Origin of the sequence: Bradyrhizobium algeriense (assembly GCF_036924595.1) — a bacterium.
Taxonomy (GTDB): Bacteria; Pseudomonadota; Alphaproteobacteria; order Rhizobiales; family Xanthobacteraceae; genus Bradyrhizobium; species Bradyrhizobium algeriense.
In genome coordinates, this window is the sequence record NZ_JAZHRV010000001.1 from 1,952,656 (window position 1) to 1,969,452 (window position 16,797).

Below are 16,797 nucleotides of genomic sequence, written 5' to 3' on the forward strand. Positions count from 1 at the left end.
TGACTGCCCAAATCCAGCGCTGGCTCAACCAGAGCGTTGCCCGTCATCTGGCCGCCCAGGCCGAGCGGCTGGAACCGGCGACGAAACATTAACCCGCCAAGGTGATTGCCTAAGGGGATTAGATGACCACCCGTCCCATCGTTTCGCAGGTGCGCGCATGAACGAAGTCGTGGTTCTGACCCCCGAACGGATTCTGGAGGTAACCGAGGACGTTTTGCGCCGCTACGGGCTCGCCAAGGCAACCGTAGTGGATGTTGCCCGTGCGCTCGATGTCAGCCACGGCAGCGTCTATCGCCATTTCCCCAGCAAGGCCTCGCTGCGCGAGGCGGTGGCCAAGCGCTGGCTCGACCGTCTCAGCGCGCCGCTGTTGAAGATCGCAGAGGCTTCCGGCCCGGCGCCCGCCCGGCTGGAGAAGTGGCTGCGCACGATGTTTTCGATCAAGCACAAGCGGCTTGGCGACGATCCCGAGATGTTTGCGACCTACCTGGCGCTGGCCCGTGAGGCCTGCAAGTCGGTGAACTGCCACAAGGACTGCCTGGTCGACCAGATCGCCCTGATCCTGTCCGACGGCGTGAAGCAGGGCGCGTTCGAGGTCGCCGACGTCAAGGTGACGGCGCGCGCGATTTTCGATGCCACCAGCCGCTTCCACCATCCCGCGCACGCCGAGGAATGGAACGAGCCGAGTGCCCCGGCGCGGATCGACGCATTGCTCGCGTTGCTGCTCAAGGGTTTGGAAACGCCGCGCAAGCGCTGACGATCGTTCTGTATCCGAGCTGTAGGGTCAAATCCTCGTTCTCCGGGCGCCGCGAGCTGTCCTTCGCGTCTCCTTTTTCGTGTCCCGTCAGTTGATCCGCTGAGCCGTGATCTGCCAGGGTCCCGGATTGAGCACCAGGCGCATCGGGCCGGCCCCGTCGCGCAGGAAGGCAAGGCGGGTGTGGTCGCCGCCATCCACGAAGAACTCGTTGCTCGACGTGGGGACGACCGTGATCGCTGCGCCTTTCTCAAAATCGAGGACCGGCAGGTCTCCGCTTGCCTCGATCAGGAGGTGGCCATCCTTGTTGACGACTTGAAGATCGACAGCTCCTTGCAGTCGGATCCGGGCGCGGACGAGCGGCAGCTCGATTGGCCCGTCCTGTCCCTTCCGTATGATCCTCAGGCGGACGTTGGTGTTGACCGGCCCGCGCATCTTCTCGATCGCCTGGTTAAGGGAAAGGCCTTGGATCGCGGCGTCGTCGAGATGTGTGATGATGTCGCCTGCCATGATGCCGGCCTTGGCGGCGGGCATGCCCCGGATCGGAGACACTACCTTGAGCTGGCCATTCTCTGTGGCGACGTCGACACCGAGGCCGCCGAACTCGCGGGGCACCTGCATGTCGCGTGAGCTGGGCGATCCGAGCCGATAGGTTCCCGCATAAGCCGCGAGCGTGTCCGAGTCGATCCTCACCGGGGCCGCGCCGGCGTCCGGGACGCCCGGGTCAGGAACGCGGAAGGCTCCATAGGTGAGATTGCGAAACGGAGCCCAGAACTGGTCGTAATTCTCGGTCCCAGCCTGGATGAGCTGTATGGCGATCAGCTTCTCCGCCGGGTCGACCCAAAAGTAGCTGCCCCAGCGCCCGTTCCAGGTGTAGCTGCCGACCGATCCGGGCACCCAACTCCATGTCGCATTGGTGCGGATCGCGAAGCCGAGCCCGAAGGTGGAGCCGCCCCGTGGTCCCACGGCGATGCCGCTGGCGAAGCGGATGTCGGGCGGCAGCGCGCTCGTGGTCATCCGGCGGACGGTTGCGGGTACGAGAATGCGGACCCCGTCGAGTTCTCCGCCGTTGAGCAGCATTTGGGAGAACCGCAGATAATCCGCGGCCGTCGACACCAGTCCGCCGCTGCCCGAGAACATCGTGGTCGGCTTGGTGATGTCACGATCAGGACGAATCGGCACACCGACCGGCGGGTCGATCAGGCGGGCGCGCTTCTCCGGCGGCACCCAGAAGGCAGTGTCGACCATGCCGAGCGGTTTGAACAGGCGGCTGTCGAGAAACTGATCGAGCGGCTGGCCGGAGGCGACCTCGACGACTCGTCCCAGCACTTCGACGCTGAGACCATATTCAAAGACCTCGCCTGGCTGATAGGCGAGCGGGATCCGCACCAAGCCGGAAACGAGGTCCTCCAACGTCCTGTCGCGTGAGAGGCTGGGCCAGTACTGCCCGCTGTCGCGGTAGAGCTTATGCACAGCAGTATTGCCTTCGGGGTAGACGAGGCCGGATGTGTGGCGCAGCAGATCCTCGACGGTCATCGGGCGCTTCTGCGGCTCAAGCGCGAGCTTGCTCTGTCCGGTCACCGGGTCTTTCGTCTCGACGCCGACCATCATGTCCTTGAGTTCGGGAAGATACTGGTGGACCGGGGCGGCGAGGTCGAGCTTGCCTTCCTCGACCAGCATCATGGCGGCAACGCTGGTGACCGGCTTGGTCATCGAGGCGATCCAGAAGATCGCATCGGGCTGTAGCGGGATCGTCTTGGCCCGGTCGCGAAAGCCTACAGCTCGCAGATACGCGACCTTGCCATTGCGCGCGATCGCTGCAACCGCGCCCGAGAAGGCGCCGGCATCGACCTGCGACTGTTGCCAGGCCGCGATCCGCGCCAACCGCGATGACGAGAAACCGAGTGCATCCGGGCCGCCCGCCGGCGCGACGGCGTAGGCGCGGGCGGCGGTAGCAAGGCCGACAGTCACGAGATGGAGGATCGACAATACAGCGAGAAGGCGATGCAGGCGCTTCATCCGGGCGTCCCTTTCCAGCTTGGCGAGAGCGATGGGCGGCGCAAAGGATAGCTCTCGTATCGCAAAACATGTGTTGCACTAAACCGCGCGGTTCGGAAGCTAAATGCAACTCAAAGTGCGGCTACGCCGCGGCAGGCGGTCCGAACCAGGTGGTTAGCGCGTCAGCAAGCCCCGGCTGGGTCAGGTCGCCCACCCAGGCCACATATCCGTCGGGCCGAATTAACACGGCATCGGGAGCCGCGACCGCGCCAAGCACCGGAAGCTCCCACGGACCATCGTACTCAGCCGCAACGAACTGAACCCGATCCGCCCATGGCGTGATGTCGAGGCCGCCGGGTGCACCGAGGTTGAGCAGCACCGGCCGGGCATCGTGGAGCAGGGCGAAAACCCGCAGCGGACCGTTGGCGGTGACCAGGTCGAGATCGGGCATGCGGCGTCCGAGCAGCTTGTGTCCCTCGCCGAGGTCGTAGTGAATGTCCAGACCGGATATCTCCGCGGCGAGCCGCCTGCGAGGCTCGTCCATGCCGAGGAGTTCGGAAACGGTGTCGCCCAGGGCTTTGCTGCGCTCGTCCCTACGACGAAGCGCGACCTGCGCCATCGTGTTGCGCAAGACGCGGGCGGCTACGGGAAAGCGCTCGGCGTGATAGCTATCGAGAAGGCTTTCCGGTGATATCAGCTTGACCACCTGGGCCAGCTTCCATCCCAGGTTCACCGCATCCTGCACACCGGTGTTGAGGCCCTGTCCACCCATCGGGGGATGCACATGCGCGGCGTCGCCGGCCAGCAGGACGCGCCTCTCGCGATACGCCGCGGCTTGCCGCGTCATATCGGTGAAGCGGGAGATCCAGGTCGGACTGTGGATGCCGTAGTCGGTCCCGTAGACGGCGATCAGCGCCTCGCTGACATCGCGCATCGTGGGTTCGCTGGTGGATCCGACGTCCCGCTCGGTCAATACGACCCGCGCCCCTCCATTCTCCGTCCTGCCGATGCCATGGGTGCCGAAGGCGTCCTGGTGAAACCCCCATTTCGGCTCTTCGGTCGTCTCGACTTCGGCGATCAGCCAGCTCGTCGTCGGATCCCACCCGGGAAACGCGATGCCGGCTGCCTTGCGAATCACGCTGCGGCCGCCGTCGCACCCGACGAGATATTCCGCCCGGAGCGACTGGCCGTCGGAGAGCGCGACGTCGACGCCGGTGTCGTCCTGCGCGATATCGGTCACCTCACGTCTGCGATAGATCGGCACCTTCAGTTCGGCGACCCACTCGGCCAGGATGCGCTCGATGTGGTTCTGCCACAGCCCGAGAAGGTAGTTGTGCCGGGTGGGAAAGTCGCTGATGTCCAACGTGATCATGTGGAAATGCACGATCTGATGGGTCTGTCCCTGCGACAGGAACCGATCGGCGATCCCGCGCTGGTCGAGCGCCTCGATGGCGCGTGCGTGCAGACCGCCGGCGCGAGAGCCGGCGAGTTCCTGATTGGCGCGCCGCTCGACAATAGCGACGTCGATGCCCGCCAACGCCAACTCGCCTGCCAACATCAGTCCTGTCGGACCTCCGCCGACGATTACCACCGCATGCCTGGTCTTTGCCGCACCCATTTCGTCCCTCCGTAGCAACTGGCTTCGGTGGGCGTTTCTACGGGATGACCGGGGTCTTGAAGCAAGCTCCTTACGCGCTACATATTGAAGTGGGAGAGATTGGTATTCTGCTTGCCGGTTATTGCCGCGGGTGCCAGCCCTCAGCTCAGGATAGCGAGGGGATTACCCACTCATTTGTATCGCGCCGCCGGCTGGATCTGATCAGCCTAATGGCCTTCCGGCGCCCCCCAGCCTGATTGCACCTCACAAGCGGCCTGTTGTTTGGTATCCCTCAAGACACGCGCAAGCACGGGCGCGATGATGGATGCGGAGGGAAAGCGTGCGGCTTGCCATCTTTGCGGATATCCATGCCAACCGGCAGGCGTTCAGCGCGTGCCTCGAATTCGCGCGTGCCCGCGGCGCGGAACGCATCGTCTGCCTCGGCGATGTCGTCGGCTATGGCGCCGATCCGGAATGGGCGGTTGATACCGTGATGGGTCTGGTCGAAGACGGCGCCATCGCCGTGATCGGCAACCACGATCACGCCATCAGCGCCCCATCGGAGACCATGAACGCCGCGGCGCAAGCCGCGATCGAGTGGACGCGCGGCAGGCTCAGCGTGGCGCAGCGGCGTTTTCTCGCCGCGTTGCCGCTGACCCGGCGCGAAGACGATCGCCTCTATGTGCATTCCGAAGCCTCACACCCGTCGCAATGGCGCTATGTGCGCGATACGCCGGACGCCGCGCGCAGCATCGCGGCCACCGATGCCCATGTCACCTTCTGCGGCCACATTCACCGGCCGGCGCTCTATTCGATGTCATCGGCGGCGAAGATGACGAGCTTCATCCCCACATCTGATGTGCCGGTGCAATTGCTCGGCGGCCGGCGCTGGCTCGCCGTACTCGGCTCGGTCGGGCAGCCGCGGGACGGCGACCCGGCGGCTTCGTTCGCGATGCTCGATACGACGTCGCGCGAGATCACCTATTGTCGCGTACCTTACGACGTCGAGGCGGCGGCGGACCGGATCCGCGCCAACGGCTTGCCGCACTGGCTGGCCGATCGCCTGCTCGTGGGGAAATGAGGGAATGGTGAAGCCTTTGATCGAGCAGGGCGCGCAACTTGACGGCTTCACCATCGGCGAGCGCGTCCACCAGGGCGGCATGGCGACGCTGTGGACGGTGACGCATCCCGGCATCAGCGTGCCGCTGTTGATGAAGGTCCCGCGGGTTGCCGAGGGCGAGGACCCGGCAGCCATCGTCAGCTTCGAGATGGAGCAGATGATCGTGCCGCGGCTGGCGGGCCCGCACGTGCCGGGCTGTTTCGGCACCGGCGATTTCGACCGGCAGCCCTATGTCGTCATGGAGCGCATCCCCGGCAAGACGCTCTATGGCCGGATCGACCAATTGCCGATTCCTTACGAAGAGGCGAGGGCGATCGGGGGAAAGATCGCGACCGCGCTGGCCGATCTGCACCGGCAGAACGTCATTCACCACGACATCAAGCCGAGCAGCATCATGTTCCGCCCCTCCGGCGAATGTGTGCTGATCGATTTCGGCCTGTCGCATCACAACCAGTTGCCGGACCTGTTGCAGGAAGAATTCCGTCTGCCCTACGGCACCGCACCCTATATGGCGCCGGAACGTTTGCTCGGCGTCCGCGACGACCCACGCAGCGACCTGTTTTCGCTGGGTGTGCTGCTATATTTCTTCACCACCGGCGAGCGGCCGTTCGGCGAGAGCGAAACGCTGCGCGGCATGCGGCGAAGGCTGTGGCGCGATCCCTATCCGCCGCGCAAGCTTAAGCCGGACTATCCGCCATGGCTGCAGGAAATCGTGCTCCGGTGCCTCGAGATCGAGCCGGTGTGGCGGCATCCGACGGCTTCGCAACTGGCGTTCGAACTGGCCCATCCCGAACAGGTCAAGCTGACGGCGCGGTCGGAGCGGATTAAGCGCGATCCGCTCTCTACGGTGTGGCGCCGCCGCTTCAATCGCGGCCTGACGCTGCCGCGGCCGAAATCCGATGTCGCAGCTCAGCTCGCTTCTGGACCGATCGTGGTCGTTGCGCTCGATACCGAGGAGGGGTCGGGACCGCTCAACGAATGCCTGCGCCGCACCGCCGCACAACTCCTGGCGACATTGCCGTCGGCGCGGCTCGCCTGCCTGAACGTGCTCAGGCTCGGGCGCATCACCATCGACCGGACGCTCGACGAACAGGGCAACAACAAGCATATCGACCGCCTGGTCGCGCTCCGGCACTGGGCGCAGCCGCTGGAGCTGGATGAAAGCCGGCTCACGGTGCATGTACTGGAGGCGGTCGATCCCGCCGCCGCGATCCTGGAATTCACCAGGGTCAATCACGTTGATCACATCGTGATCGGCGCGCGGCAGAATTCGATGCTGCGCGCGCTGCTCGGCAGCGTGTCAGCCAAGGTCGCGGCCGAGGCTGCCTGCACCGTGACGGTGGTGCGGCCGCCACCGTCGGCGTCTGTGCCGGCGCAGCAAGGTAATCAGCGTTAGTTAGAGCGTTTTCCAGCGAAGTGGAAACCGGTTCGCGTTAAGAAAACGCGTCAAAACGAAAATCTAGAGCCCCGTTCCGATTCTATCGGAACGGAAAAGGCTCTAGCGTCGGATCAGACGCTCAGTCGAGGCTCTGGACGGGCGGCAGCGTTGTTTTGGCGGCGCGCGGCGGATTCGGCACGGGATAACTGGTGGCGCGGCCGGCCCGTTCGGTCTGACCGGCGGAATTGGGTGCGGCGCCTACGGCTTCCGCCCTGGCGCCGCGCACGTTGTCCCTTGAAGACTGCCTGCGGTGCCGCGACGAGCGCGAGCCTTCCAGTCCCCACGACCGCGATATCGACGGCCCGGCCGTATAGCCGACGAAGGCGCCGGCGACGGCCCCGACCGGGCCCAGCACGACGGCGCCGGCTACCGCGCCCAGTGCAGCGTCGCCCGCGCGTTGCGCGAGCGCGGCGGAGGGTGCAAGTAGCAGGAGAATTGCGGCGGTCGTGTAGGCCTTGATCATATTTTCGTCCCATCCGTGAAAGGCGGGATGCTGGTCTGCCTTTATGGCGAGATGCGTGAAGCTTTGTGGCCGGAGCGTGGACTTTCGGGTTCCGTGGCCCGCTGCACGCCCGGTGTGGCTTTCCTGCTCGCTACTCGCTGCGACGACGCGCGCGCCGGGTTGAAGTGCTTCGGTCAATAGCCGGCGTAAGCCTCCGGAAAATATCGTGGATCGGGGTTCATTCATGCCTGGTTGGTCGCGCGAGAGAGGCAATCCGCGTCAGACCGCTTCGCCGCGCGCCAGCGCCGCCGCGTGACGGATCGCGGAAATGTTGGTCTTGTAGGCCTCCAATGTGCCGCCCTTGAATACCGCCGAGCCTGCGACCAGCGCATTGGCGCCGGCAGCGGCCAACTGTCCGGCGACATCTGGGCCTACGCCGCCATCGACCTCGATGTCGATCGGGCGTCCCGCGGTCATCGCCCTGATGTCGCTGACTTTGCCGAGCGCCGACTTGATGAAGGCCTGGCCGCCGAATCCGGGATTGACCGACATCACCAGCACCAGATCGATCAGGTCGATGACGTATTCGATGGCGCTCGCCGGCGTGCCGGGATTGAGCGAGACGCCGGCCTTCTTGCCGAGCGCGCGGATCGCCTGCAGCGAGCGATGCAGATGCGGGCCTGCCTCGGCATGGACGGTGATGTGATCGCAGCCGGCTTTTGCAAACGCCTCCAGATAAGGGTCGCAGGGCGAGATCATCAGATGGGCGTCAAAGATCTTCTTGGTGTGCGGGCGCATCGCCTTGATCACATCAGGACCGTAGGAAATGTTGGGCACGAAATGCCCGTCCATCACGTCGAGATGGATCCAGTCGGCGCCGGCCGCATCGACAGCGCGGACTTCCTCGCCCAGCTTGGCGAAATCCGCCGCCAGGATCGACGGCGCGATGACAAGGGGACGCGACGCAAATTGCTGAGACATGTGCGCTTTCCCAAAACTCGAGGGGCAGGATGGCTCCGCGTAACATGCAGGGCGGCCGGGGGCAATGCGACCGCCAAGGCGACCTGTGGGCGGGAAAAATCTGCCGGAGCGGGCAGCTATTGCCGGGTTTGCCGGATCGGAACGGATGCGGGAAAGCCCGGTTTTATTGGGTTTTTCGTCATGGCACGGCGCTTGCTGAGGAACATGCACGAGCTATCGGCCGCGACCAATGCGGCGTTGTTGGAGTTTTGCCATGTTCTTTGCTTTGGGCGCCGCGTCGTCGGCGATCGATGCCCTCAAGGCGCTGACGTCGTCGAAGTCGTCGTCCGCGCAATCCACCGGCCGCAGCCAGGACGCCAAGAGCCCGTTCGATCTGATGTCCTCGGGTTCGTCGGCTTCGGTCGGCGCGGGCACCGGATCCGGATCCGGCGGTTCGCAGATATCGCCGCAGACCATGAGTGCGCTGCTCGACGCACAGAGCCAGTCCAGCTCGAATGTATCGTCGCTGTCGATGCGCTCAAATTCGCTGAAGGAATGGTTCGCCAAGGTCGACAGCGACGGTGACGGCAAGATCAGCAAATCAGAGTTCGAGGCGCTCGGCGCCGACGGCAACAAGGCCGCCCAGGCCGGCAATGCTTTCGGCAAGTTCGATACGGATGGCGACGGTTCGGTTAGCCTCAAGGAACTGGCGTCGGCGCTGAAGGGCGGCAAGAAGCATCACGACGACCAGGCGAGCAACGCTGCCGGCAATGACGACGGATCGAATTCCGATCCGCTCTCGCAGGCGCTGCAGGGCGCTTCCACTACATCCGTCACCAACAGCGATGGTTCAGTGACGACGTCGCTGACCTATGCGGACGGATCCAAGGTGACGATGACGTCTGCCGCGGGCAAAAGCTCATCCACTTCAGCGGCATCGTCCTACAATTTCATCGAGCAGATGATCCAGCGGCAGGCCCAGCAGATTGCATCGGCCGCCACTTCATCGCTCTCGGTGAGCGTCTGAACACGAGACCCGGCGAGATCCCTTCGGACTGCGGTAGTTCTTAGCCTTGAGCATGGTCTTTTCGGAAAACCGGTACCCACTTTTCCGGACCATGCTCTAACCGAAGCGATCGCCCCACGCCGGTAGCGCACCCAGAAAGGGTAGCGCGGTCGCACTATGGACGCCGCGCGCGATCGCGCGCGCAACCGTGTTGGCGGCCACCATGCCGAGTTCGGTGAGGCCGAACCGCGGATCGATCGGCGTCTTGCCGGTCGCTGCGGCATACACCACGTCGCCATCCGTCGTGGCATGGACGGGATAGATGGCGCGCGCCATGCCGGTGTGCGCGATCATCGCGAGCCGTTTGGCCTGCGCTTTTGTCAGTATGGCGTCCGTGACCACGACCACCAGCGTGGTGTTTTCCGAAGCCGCGGCCGGGCCGCCCTTGAGCCGTGCGCTCAGCATATCAGGCGTGAACGAAGGCGGCAGTCCGCGCCCGCCAAATTCATTGGCTGTTTCGAACGGCGCCGCCCAGAACCAGGGTCCGTCGCCGACAGTGACGCTGCCGACGGCGTTGACGACGGCGAGCGCCGCGACGGTGACGCCGCTTTCGGTCTGCGCGGAAGCCGAGCCGAGGCCGCCCTTGAAATTGGCAGTCGTCGCGCCGAGGCCGGCGCCGACGCTGCCCAGCGCGAAATCGCCGCCTGCGGCACACGCCGCGGCGTAGCCGAGATCGCGATAGGGCGGGAAGCGTCCCCATGCCTTGTTGCCGCCGTTGAGCAGATCGAAGCAGATCGCGCCCGGAACGATCGGAATAACCGCCTCGCGGATTCTTAAACCGCGACCCTGTTCGGCGAGCCAGGCCTGTATGCCGCCCGCGGCATCCAGCCCGAGCGCCGAGCCGCCGGAAAGCGCGATGGCGTCGATCGCCTCGACCGTACTTTCGGGCTTGAGCATCGCGTCATCACGGGTGCCCGGGCCGCCGCCGCGCACGTCGATCGAGGCGACCGCGGGAGTATCGAAAATGATCGCGGTGACGCCGGAGGCGATGGCCGCGTCGTGGGCGTGGCCGACGCGAACGCCGGAAATATCGGTGAGGAGATTTTTCAAGTGGGCAGTCCGTCGGGCGCGTGTTGTTTCATTGCGAACACACCAGTCGCGAAAAACGTCGCGACTGTCCAGCACCATTCTAATCGTTCAGTTCGGCGTCCGGCTACGTTGACAATGGAATTACTCAAATATATGATGATCAAAATTATGACTATATAGGCTGATGTCCGACACAGCTTCCGATAGCGATCTTCAAGCGGGCGGTTCGCTACTTCACATCGGCCGTGACGGCGTGCCGCTTCGCCGGGTTGTGGCGCCACTCACCCGAAGCCTTCAACAAATCTGCGTGTCGATCATCACTGAAGCCTTGGCCGAAGCCGGACTGGTCCAGCTTGAATATGCCTTGCTGGTGTTCGTCAATGATGCGCCCGGCATCAGCCAGCAAACGCTCGCCGAGGCAATGGGGGTTGATCGCAACAATGTCGGTCTGATCGCCGAAAAACTCGAAGCGAGAGGGCTTCTCAGGCGAACGGTCAACGGGGACGATCGCCGCGCGCGTCAAGTCTATCTGACCCGAAAGGGAGAACGCCTGTGGCGGCAATGCCAGCCGGAAGTCTTTGCCGCCAACCAGCGCGTTCTGGCGCCGCTGAACGCATCGGAAAAAAAGCTCTTCATTGATATGCTGGTGCGTCTAGTGGAAGGAAACCGTGTCCATGCGCGGCCCGGTGCCGGACGACGCAAACGAACTTCACGCAAGTCCATTTAGGCACGGGGGATAACGGCATGCTTGCAATTCAGCGTTTTGCATATGCTCTGATTGCCATCGTGGCAACGTGGCCCCCGGTGGAGGCGCTCTCGCAGACCTGGCCACAGCGGACCGTCAAAATCATCCTTCCGCTGCCGGCAGGTGGCGCCACCGATCTTGCTGCGCGCCTGTTCGCCGAACGCCTGTCCCAGCGATGGCGACACGCTGTTGTCGTTGAGAACCGCCCAGGAGTGGACGGGCTCGCTGGTGTGGCGAGCTTCGTCAATTCGCGCGACGATCACGAACTTCTGTTTTCATTCGCTGGTCCAATTTCGATCAATCCGCTGATCTACGACAAGCTGCCATACGATCCCGATCGCGACCTTGTTCCGATCGCCGCGGCCGCCGAAAATTTTTTCTGCATCGCGGTTTCGAATTCGCTGGGCGTGGACTCCTTGGGCTCATTTGTCGCGATGGCGCGAGACAATCCGGGCAAGTTCAACTGGGCAGCGACGGCGGGGCTGCCTCAGTACATCTTTTCAGCTTTCCAAAAATCGACCGGCCTCATGCTCACACAGGTGCCGTACCGGGACTTTGCACCCGCGCTCCAGGACTTCGCTGAAGGACGCATCCACGTCGTTGTTACCGCGCCGTCATTCCTGCTGCCAGCGGTCGCCGCAGGTAAAGCCAGGCTTGTGATGGTTTCGAACCGGCAGCGCTCCCCGTTGGCTCCGGAGGTGCCGACCGCCGGGGAGTCCGGTTTTCCGGAGTTGACGTTTGAAGGCGTGGTCGGATTTTACGGATGGCGGGATATGCCGACGCCCCTGCGCGATCAGATTGCAGAGGACGTCAGGACGGTAGGCGCGGATGCCGCCGTCATCTCACGGTTGCGCAATGTCGGGGTCGAGGTTCGGGTCGGCACACCTGCGGAGTTTTCGTCGTCCATTGCGGAGCAGAAGAAGAAAGTCCGAGAAATCGTCGCAGGTACGACCCGATAGAGAAAGGATGTGTACCATGGAAGCGACCACCGCCGCCCCGGATCGTTTGGTGAAATTGGGCCTCGCCTTCAGGGATTCCAAGACGCTGCTGAGCGCCGTCGAACTTGGCGTCTTTACCTTGCTGGCCCAGCAACCGCTTGAGCTGGTTCCACTCGCCGAAAAATCGGGCGTCCACGCGCGAGGGGCGAGGGACTTCTTCGATGCCCTGGTCGCGCTTGGTCTGCTCGAACGGGATGAATCCGGCCGCTACAGTAACGCGCCGGACGCGAACCAGTATCTCAACCGCAACAAGCTTTCCTATATCGGCGGCGAGCTTGAATTGGCGAACGCGCGGCAGTTTGGCCCCTGGAGCATGCTCACGGACGCGTTGCGCACCGGCAAGCCACAAAGTGGAGCGCGGGGCACGGAGGATCACCGGGCCTATTACGCCGACTCCGCCATTCTGGAGAACGTTGCCCGGGGCATGACCGGTGGATCACTGCGCGCCGCGCAGGCGATCGCAGCGCGTTTCCCGTGGCAGGAGTTTCGCACGCTGATCGATATCGGCACCGCGCAGGGATGCTTGCCGGTCCAGATTGCGTCGGCTCATCCACACCTCACCGGCGGCGGTTTCGATCTTCCCGCGCTGAAGCCGCTGTTCGAAGCCTACGCCGAGCAACATGGCGTGACGGGCCGCTTGCGCTTCCATTCCGGAGATTTCTTCAACGATCCATTGCCCACAGCCGACGTTCTGGTGATGGGCCGCGTGCTCCATAATTGGGATCTCGCCACCAAGATGCTGCTGCTCAAAAAAGCGTTCGACGCGCTTCCAGGCGGCGGCGTCCTTGTCGTCTACGAGCGTTTTATCGACGACGGCCGGCGATTCAGTACGGCGGGCCTGCTGGCCAGCCTGAACATGCTGGTCCTCACGGCCGGCGGCTTTGATTACAGTGCTGCAGACTGTGAGGGCTGGATGGCCGAAACCGGATTTCTGGATCTCCAGGTGTCGTCGCTGGCCGGTGACATTGGAATGATTACCGGACGGAAGTGAGTGGGCGCAGTTCGGTTTCGTTGTTGCAGTTTGCCTAGCTGGCAAGCGCCAGCCGGATCATCCTGGCGAGTTCGGATTTGCGATAGGGCTTTGCCAGCAGCAGCACGCCGGAATCCAGGCGGCCATGATGGACGATGGCGTTCTCGGTATATCCCGATGTGAACAGGGTCTTGAGGCCCGGCCGCCGCTTCAGCGCTTCGTCGACGAGCTGGCGGCCGTTCATGATGCCGGGCATGATCACGTCGGTGAAAAGCAGGTCGATGGCGGGGACCTCGTCGATGAAGCGCAGGGCGTCGGAAGCGTTGGACGCCTCGAGCGTGGTGTAGCCCAGGCTCTCGATCTGAGTCATCACGTAGCGCCGCACCAGCGTATCGTCCTCGACGACGAGGACCGTTTCGTTGCCGCCCTCGACATGCGCCGAGACCAGCGCTTCCGCCGTGGTCTGCTGCAATCCCGTCGCCCGCGGCAGGTAGATCTTGACGGAGGTGCCGTGGCCTTCCTCGCTGTAGATCTTGACGTGACCGCCCGACTGCTTGACGAAGCCGAACACCATGCTGAGGCCAAGGCCGGTGCCCCGGCCGACCTCCTTGGTCGTGAAAAACGGTTCGAATACCCGTTCGAGCAGCGCGGGCGAGATTCCGGAGCCGGTGTCGCTGACCGCGATCATCACGTAATTGCCGGTCGTGACCTCGTCGTGCATGCTCGCGTAGTTGTCGTCGAGGAAGACGTTGCTGGTCTCGAGCGCGAGCTTGCCGCCGTTGGGCATGGCATCGCGCGCATTTATTGCCAGGTTGAGAACGGCCGTCGTCAGCAGGTTTGGATCGGCCAGCGCGGTCCATGCATCTTCGGCCAATAGCGGCGTGATTTCGATGTTTTCGCCAAGCGTCGGGTGCAGCAGCTTCGCCGACTCCAGCACCAGCGCATTGACGTCGACTTCAACCGGCTGCAGCGGCTGCTTGCGGGCAAAGGCCAACAGGTGCTTGGTCAGGTTGGCCCCGCGTTCGGCGGCTTCGTCGATCAGCTTGGCGATGGCGGCGAGCTGGGGCTGATCGGCGACGGCTTCTTCCAGGATGCCGATGGTGCCCGTGATCACGGTCAGGATGTTGTTGAAGTCGTGCGCGACGCCACCCGTGAGCTGGCCGACCGCATCCATCTTCTGCGCATGCCGCAACTGGGCTTCCGCGGCCTGCTTTTCCGTCAGGTCGCGGCCGATGAAGAAGTGGCGGCGGACCGGCTCCGACCAGTTTCCGGTCCAGTTCAGCGCGACCGCCTTGCCCTCCTTGTTGACATAACGCGTCTCGAAATTGCGCTTGCTTTGCCCCCGTCGTCCCGCCCGCATCTCCCTGCGGGTGTGTTCGAGATCGTCGGGATGGATGAATTCGATCGCGCTGCGTCCGACCATGTCGGAGGGATGATAGCCAAGGATGGCAGTGACGCTCGGGCTGACCTGGATGAAATTCCCCGCGGAATCGGTCACGAAGATAAGGTCGTTCGATGACTCGAAGATGCGCCGCCGCTCCTCGATTTCCTGGCTGAGCGCCTGCTGTGTCCGCTTGCTCTCGGTGATGTCGTGCGCAGCTTTGGAAACGCCGACAATCTTGCCGGACGCGGTGCGGATGGGAGAAATGCTCAGCGAAACGTCGACGGTGCTGCCATCCTTGCGCATCCGCGACGTTTCGTAATGTGCAATCGGCTCGCCTCGGCCGATCCGTTCAATAATATTGCGTATCTCGTCGCGCCGGTCCGGCGGAACAATGAGATTGATGTGCCTGCCGATCGCCTCCGCGGCCGTGTAGCCGAACAGGCGTTCAGCGGCTCCGTTCCAACTCGTGATGGTGCCGTCCAGCAGTTTGGTGATGATGGCGTCGTTGGACGATTCCACGACAGCGCTAAAGAGGCTGTCGCGCTCGGTGCGAAGGTCTCTTTCAGAGGCGGCTTGCAGGCGCAATGATCCGAGCAGGCGGGCGAGCTTGGCCTGCAGGCCGACATTTTCGACGAGCAGGACGGCGAGCACGAAGCTCGCGGCAGAAAGGCCATAGATGCGGCCGAGATAGAAGCCGACGTCGAATCGCGCCACGTTCAGGATCGCCGACAGGGCGATGTCGAACAGCCAGGCGCACATCACCACCATCAGCCAGACGTCGAGGACGAAGTGCGGCCTGCGAAGCCACAGCACGATCAATGCAGCCAGGCTGAGGCACCATACGGTCGAGACCACTCCGAGCATGATGGGCGTGTAATGGCCGCCGCTCAGCAGGATCGGCAGACGGTCGTGCTGGGCGGTGACGAGCCAGGTGAATGCGGCCATCGCGGCACCGACCGCAACGATGCTCGCAACGACGGCCGCGCCGGTCGAACCCTGGATCTTCCGCTCGTTGTCCCTTGCCTTCAGCAAGGCATAGCCGAGGACGAGCAGCGGAAAACCGCCGTGCCAGATCATGTAGAGCCAGACGGTGGTCTGCGTTCCCGCGCCGAGCAGGCCGCCGGGCGCGAACAGTCCGGGAAAGGTCAGCGCGTGGACGATGGCTGCCAGCGCCGTGAACAAATATCCGCTGGCGAGCAACAGCATCGCCCGCGAACGGGAAATCGAAAACTGCGAAAACAGCAGGATGGCGGTGATCAGGTCGTTGATGGCGAGCGCGGACTGGTAGCTCGCAACGAATGCCGGGATCGGGGTGAGCGGCACGCCGGCAAATGGCACGGCGCAGGCGAACAGCACCGCTGAGACGCCGACCACGCCGAGCGCGGCCATACGATCGCGGCGCGTCGTCGGCATGGTCGAAAGAAAGATGTTGCGCTCGTCACCCATTGTCGTCTCCGGCAAACTGGCAACGAACGCGCCATGGCAATAGCTTCAAATTGGCAATAGTCTCAAACGCTGGAAAGTAATGTATTCAGCGCGGCCGGACATCCAGCCGAAAGTCGGACGCCACCGGGATTGACGCCACCGGTATCGCTGCACCAAGTCTACGCTAGTGTCGCCCCGGCGGGAATCAACTCAAGTTATATATTACCTGGCAATGCCTGGAGAGGAACTCGCTAGAGCATGATCCGGAAAAGTGGGTACCGGTTTTCCGAAAAGATCATGCGTAAATCAAAGAGATAGAGTGGGATGACGATTCGAAGAAAAGTCATCCCCCTCTAGGCGGGTAACCGCCTCTTTACCGACCGGCTGAATAATGCCCGCGGAACCGCCGAAAATACACGAATTTTCATCGTAAGCTGTTCGCACGACCGATCCGGGAGGCTTCGATGCCCCGCGTGCTTGTTGTTGACGATCAGGCCGGCGTCCGTACGATCATTTCCATCGTGCTGCGCATCCATCAGTTCGAAATCGTCGAGGCAGAGAGCGCCGCATCCGCATTGAAGCTGTTCGAGGAAGCAAGCTTCGATCTTGCGATCGTCGATATCTTTCTGCAGGGCACCAACGGCTCCGAACTGATCGCGATGCTGCGCGCCCGCGTGCCCGGTCTGCCCGTCATTGCGATTTCAGGAATGACCGCGCTGGACTTTCTGTCGGAGACGCCTGAGCTCTCCGATGTGGTCTGCCTGCAGAAGCCGTTTCGTCCGCCGGATTTGATGCGCGCGATCGAAGCGGCGCAGGGATCGCGCCGGCCGTCGGCCGGTGCCGCCGCAGCGGCGCGATAGTTCTTTCCATTGCT

At 63.4% G+C, this 16,797-nt stretch carries 14 protein-coding genes; 8 read left to right on the top strand and 6 right to left on the bottom strand.

Features of this window, described 5'->3' with window-relative positions; translation table 11 throughout:
- Positions 1-157: 157 nt before the first annotated feature.
- Entirely contained in the window at positions 158-754 is a 597-nt protein-coding gene (locus tag V1286_RS09410; protein WP_334479116.1) for a TetR family transcriptional regulator, read from the top strand.
- An 87-nt stretch (positions 755-841) separates the two neighbouring features.
- Here V1286_RS09410 and V1286_RS09415 read toward each other — a convergent pair whose 3' ends face one another.
- Both V1286_RS09415 and V1286_RS09420 read right to left on the bottom strand, forming a co-directional pair.
- Positions 842-2,770 (bottom strand): serine hydrolase, encoded by a 1,929-nt coding sequence (locus V1286_RS09415; protein ID WP_334479118.1) that lies wholly within the window; start codon positions 2,768-2,770, stop codon positions 842-844.
- 121 nt (positions 2,771-2,891) lie between these two features.
- Positions 2,892-4,367: an FAD-dependent monooxygenase gene (locus V1286_RS09420; RefSeq protein WP_334479120.1), complete on the bottom strand. Its 1,476-nt coding sequence runs from the start codon at positions 4,365-4,367 to the stop codon at positions 2,892-2,894.
- 319 nt (positions 4,368-4,686) lie between these two features.
- Here V1286_RS09420 and V1286_RS09425 point away from each other — a divergent pair, with 319 nt between their 5' ends.
- Positions 4,687-5,427 carry a metallophosphoesterase family protein gene (locus V1286_RS09425; RefSeq protein WP_334479122.1) on the top strand — a complete coding sequence of 247 codons (741 nt, stop codon included), beginning with the start codon at positions 4,687-4,689 and terminating at the stop codon, positions 5,425-5,427.
- 4 nt (positions 5,428-5,431) lie between these two features.
- Entirely contained in the window at positions 5,432-6,862 is a 1,431-nt protein-coding gene (locus V1286_RS09430; RefSeq protein WP_334479124.1) for a serine/threonine protein kinase, read from the top strand.
- Between the two features lie 121 nt (positions 6,863-6,983).
- On the opposite strand, the gene V1286_RS09435 is transcribed toward V1286_RS09430, so the two are convergent.
- On the bottom strand, positions 6,984-7,544 hold the full coding sequence (locus V1286_RS09435; RefSeq protein WP_334479126.1) for a hypothetical protein: 561 nt from the start codon (positions 7,542-7,544) through the stop codon (positions 6,984-6,986).
- Between the two features lie 81 nt (positions 7,545-7,625).
- Complete coding sequence (gene rpe / locus V1286_RS09440) at positions 7,626-8,327, bottom strand: ribulose-phosphate 3-epimerase (RefSeq protein ID WP_334479127.1); 702 nt, start codon at positions 8,325-8,327, stop codon at positions 7,626-7,628.
- Positions 8,328-8,580: 253 nt separating this feature from the next.
- Here rpe and V1286_RS09445 point away from each other — a divergent pair, with 253 nt between their 5' ends.
- On the top strand, positions 8,581-9,333 hold the full coding sequence (locus tag V1286_RS09445) for an EF-hand domain-containing protein (protein ID WP_334479129.1): 753 nt from the start codon (positions 8,581-8,583) through the stop codon (positions 9,331-9,333).
- Positions 9,334-9,429: 96 nt separating this feature from the next.
- Here V1286_RS09445 and V1286_RS09450 read toward each other — a convergent pair whose 3' ends face one another.
- Positions 9,430-10,422 carry a P1 family peptidase gene (locus V1286_RS09450; RefSeq protein ID WP_334479131.1) on the bottom strand — a complete coding sequence of 331 codons (993 nt, stop codon included), beginning with the start codon at positions 10,420-10,422 and terminating at the stop codon, positions 9,430-9,432.
- A gap of 163 nt (positions 10,423-10,585) precedes the next feature.
- Here V1286_RS09450 and V1286_RS09455 point away from each other — a divergent pair, with 163 nt between their 5' ends.
- Genes V1286_RS09455 through V1286_RS09465 form a run of 3 tightly spaced genes read left to right on the top strand, consistent with a single transcriptional unit; the run spans position 10,586 to position 13,135 of the window.
- Positions 10,586-11,128: a MarR family winged helix-turn-helix transcriptional regulator gene (locus tag V1286_RS09455; protein WP_334479133.1), complete on the top strand. Its 543-nt coding sequence runs from the start codon at positions 10,586-10,588 to the stop codon at positions 11,126-11,128.
- A 17-nt stretch (positions 11,129-11,145) separates the two neighbouring features.
- Positions 11,146-12,105 (top strand): Bug family tripartite tricarboxylate transporter substrate binding protein, encoded by a 960-nt coding sequence (locus V1286_RS09460; protein ID WP_334479135.1) that lies wholly within the window; start codon positions 11,146-11,148, stop codon positions 12,103-12,105.
- Between the two features lie 16 nt (positions 12,106-12,121).
- Positions 12,122-13,135 carry a methyltransferase gene (locus V1286_RS09465; RefSeq protein ID WP_334479136.1) on the top strand — a complete coding sequence of 338 codons (1,014 nt, stop codon included), beginning with the start codon at positions 12,122-12,124 and terminating at the stop codon, positions 13,133-13,135.
- A gap of 34 nt (positions 13,136-13,169) precedes the next feature.
- On the opposite strand, the gene V1286_RS09470 is transcribed toward V1286_RS09465, so the two are convergent.
- On the bottom strand, positions 13,170-15,944 hold the full coding sequence (locus V1286_RS09470; RefSeq protein WP_334479137.1) for a PAS domain S-box protein: 2,775 nt from the start codon (positions 15,942-15,944) through the stop codon (positions 13,170-13,172).
- A 443-nt stretch (positions 15,945-16,387) separates the two neighbouring features.
- Between V1286_RS09470 and V1286_RS09475 the strand changes: the two genes are divergently transcribed.
- Positions 16,388-16,783, top strand: a complete 396-nt coding sequence (locus V1286_RS09475; protein WP_334479138.1) for a response regulator — start codon at positions 16,388-16,390, stop codon at positions 16,781-16,783.
- The last annotated feature ends 14 nt before the right edge of the window (positions 16,784-16,797 follow it).

What these genes read in the sequence shown, in the direction of transcription:
- V1286_RS09420 (WP_334479120.1), bottom strand. Translation starts at nt 4,367, where the DNA reads ATGGGTGCGGCAAAGACCAGGCATGCGGTGGTAATCGTCGGCGGAGGT.
- V1286_RS09475 (WP_334479138.1), top strand. Translation starts at nt 16,388, where the DNA reads ATGCCCCGCGTGCTTGTTGTTGACGATCAGGCCGGCGTCCGTACGATC.
- V1286_RS09470 (WP_334479137.1), bottom strand. Translation starts at nt 15,944, where the DNA reads ATGGGTGACGAGCGCAACATCTTTCTTTCGACCATGCCGACGACGCGC.
- V1286_RS09415 (WP_334479118.1), bottom strand. Translation starts at nt 2,770, where the DNA reads ATGAAGCGCCTGCATCGCCTTCTCGCTGTATTGTCGATCCTCCATCTC.
- rpe (WP_334479127.1), bottom strand. Translation starts at nt 8,327, where the DNA reads ATGTCTCAGCAATTTGCGTCGCGTCCCCTTGTCATCGCGCCGTCGATC.
- V1286_RS09430 (WP_334479124.1), top strand. Translation starts at nt 5,432, where the DNA reads ATGGTGAAGCCTTTGATCGAGCAGGGCGCGCAACTTGACGGCTTCACC.
- V1286_RS09455 (WP_334479133.1), top strand. Translation starts at nt 10,586, where the DNA reads ATGTCCGACACAGCTTCCGATAGCGATCTTCAAGCGGGCGGTTCGCTA.
- V1286_RS09410 (WP_334479116.1), top strand. Translation starts at nt 158, where the DNA reads ATGAACGAAGTCGTGGTTCTGACCCCCGAACGGATTCTGGAGGTAACC.
- V1286_RS09460 (WP_334479135.1), top strand. Translation starts at nt 11,146, where the DNA reads ATGCTTGCAATTCAGCGTTTTGCATATGCTCTGATTGCCATCGTGGCA.
- V1286_RS09465 (WP_334479136.1), top strand. Translation starts at nt 12,122, where the DNA reads ATGGAAGCGACCACCGCCGCCCCGGATCGTTTGGTGAAATTGGGCCTC.
- V1286_RS09445 (WP_334479129.1), top strand. Translation starts at nt 8,581, where the DNA reads ATGTTCTTTGCTTTGGGCGCCGCGTCGTCGGCGATCGATGCCCTCAAG.